This is a genomic window from Arthrobacter sp. Hiyo1, assembly GCF_001263615.2.
In the GTDB taxonomy this organism is placed as follows: Bacteria; Actinomycetota; Actinomycetes; order Actinomycetales; family Micrococcaceae; genus Arthrobacter.
In genome coordinates, this window is sequence record NZ_DF952468.1 from 511229 (window position 1) to 513182 (window position 1954).

Annotated in this window: 2 protein-coding genes and 2 pseudogenes; 3 read left to right on the forward strand and 1 reads right to left on the reverse strand. The window is 65.0% G+C overall.

Features of this window, described 5'->3' with window-relative positions; genetic code table 11:
• Together AHiyo1_RS24090 and AHiyo1_RS02325 are read left to right on the forward strand one after the other, a co-directional pair.
• Positions 1–470, forward strand: a pseudogene (locus AHiyo1_RS24090) (hypothetical protein); the annotation flags it as partial.
• 141 nt (positions 471–611) lie between these two features.
• Positions 612–995: a twin-arginine translocase TatA/TatE family subunit gene (locus AHiyo1_RS02325; protein ID WP_059387493.1), complete on the forward strand. Its 384-nt coding sequence runs from the start codon at positions 612–614 to the stop codon at positions 993–995.
• Positions 996–1000: 5 nt separating this feature from the next.
• On the opposite strand, the pseudogene AHiyo1_RS02330 reads toward AHiyo1_RS02325, so the two are convergent.
• A pseudogene (locus AHiyo1_RS02330) lies at positions 1001–1776 on the reverse strand (P-loop NTPase).
• On the opposite strand from AHiyo1_RS02330, the gene AHiyo1_RS28150 reads away from it, so the two are divergent.
• The coding region (locus tag AHiyo1_RS28150; RefSeq protein ID WP_445286183.1) for a hypothetical protein at positions 1669–1954 on the forward strand (286 nt) is incomplete at its 3' end. The pseudogene AHiyo1_RS02330 and the gene AHiyo1_RS28150 overlap by 108 nt on opposite strands.

The window sequence follows — 1954 nt, forward strand, 5'->3', positions numbered from 1 at the left end:
TTGGCGGCGAAGTTGCGCCCCAGGCGTCCGACCGTGGCGAGCAGGAAGTCCGGACCCTGGTCAGTTCCACCGTGCCCGGAAACGCCGCAGAGCAACTCCCCGTGACGGGTTCGCAGTTGAGCCTGCCCGTCGGCGTTGCCGGGACGGTGAACCTGAGCGAGCAGAAATTGTCCGAACTGCGGAGGGACGGCTGGGCATGTCCCGAAATGGCAAGCATGGGTTACCACGTGGTTTCCGCCCGGGCCCTGATGCAGGACGGGCACCCTGCCGTTGAGCTGCACCTCAGTGACGGTGACCACCACGCCACGCTGGTGGAGCAGCACTTGGAGGGCAGCGGCGCTTCGGGGACCCAATTGTCCATTACCCAGGGGCCCCGTGGCAGGCCGTCTACTCCTCGCCGGTGGCAGTGCTGCGTTATTCCTCCGACATGCCTGCCAGCCAGGCCGCCGGAGCCGTTCCGGAGCTCGTGAAAGCGGGCGACTCGCTGGTGGTTTCCCGGCCCGCCGAAAACAGCACAGAGACCTGGAACGATCGGCTGCAACGGGGACTCCATACCCTGGCGGGCCTCGCAGGTTTCTGAGCGGACCAACGGACAGGGTAATCTTCGATACGTGTTTGGAATCAATGGCTCGGAGTTTCTCATCCTGCTGATCATCGGCGTCATCGTGATCGGCCCCAGCCGTTTGCCTGAATACACGCGGAAGCTGACGAATCTGGTCAAGGAGCTGCGGCGCATGGCGTCCGGCGCGCGTGAGCAGATCAAGGAAGAAGTCGGCATCGACATAGATGAAGTCGACTGGAAGAAGTATGACCCGCGCCAGTACGATCCGCGCCGGATCATCAAGGAAGCGCTGCTCGACGACGACACGAAGCCCGTCAGCGACGGTGCGCCTGTCGCTGTGGCAGCCGTGGACACTCCGACGAAAGCTCCCGAACGGGTTGTCGAACGGCTTTCCGTCGGTGAAAAAGCGCCCTTCGACGCTGAAGCCACCTAAGAAGGCTATTTCGGCTGGATCCCGAGGGACATTCCGGCCAGGCCGCGGGGCTTGGCATTGAGCTTTCCCGCGATGGCCTGAAGTGCCTGTGCAGCGGCCGTCTCCGGAGCCGTCAGCACCACGGGGCGGCCAGCGTCGCCGCCTTCGCGCAGACGGATGTCCAAGGGGATCTGTCCCAAAAGCGGAACGTCGGACCCGACGGCGGCGCTCAGCCGCTCAGCCAGCACCCGCCCGCCGCCGCTTCCGAACAATTCCATCCTGCCGCCGTCGGGCATCTCCAGGAAGGACATGTTCTCCACGACGCCGGCAAGCTTCTGGCCCGTCTGCGTTGCGATGGTTCCGGCCCGCTCGGCAACGTCGGCTGCCGCGGCCTGCGGGGTGGTCACCACGAGGATTTCGGCGTTGGGAAGCAACTGTGCCACCGAGATCGCGATGTCGCCCGTGCCCGGTGGAAGGTCCAGGAACAAGGCATCCAGATCGCCGAAATAGACATCCGTGAGGAATTGCTCCAGGGCGCGGTGCAGCATGGGCCCCCGCCAGCCACCGCTTTGTTCCCGGAAACGAACATGCCAATGGAGATCACCTTCACGCCGAAGGCCACGGGCGGGAGGATCATGTCGTCCACCCGGGTGGGCTGCTGCGTGATTCCCATGAGCGCCGGAACGGAGAAGCCGTGGACATCGGCGTCGACGATTCCCACGCGCAGCCCCTGCGCTGCAAGGGCGCACGCAAGGTTGACCGTCACGGAGGACTTGCCTACACCGCCCTTGCCGCTGGCCACGGCGAAGACCTTCGTCAGGGAACCCGGCTCGTTGAAAGGTATTCCGCGTTGCCCGCCTGCGCCTCGCAACTGTTCCTTGAGGGCATCGCGTTGCGCTTGTGTCATGACCTTGAGCTCGACATCGACGGCGGTCACGCCGGGAACCCGCGTCAGGGCGGCGGTGGCGTCGGCCGTTATG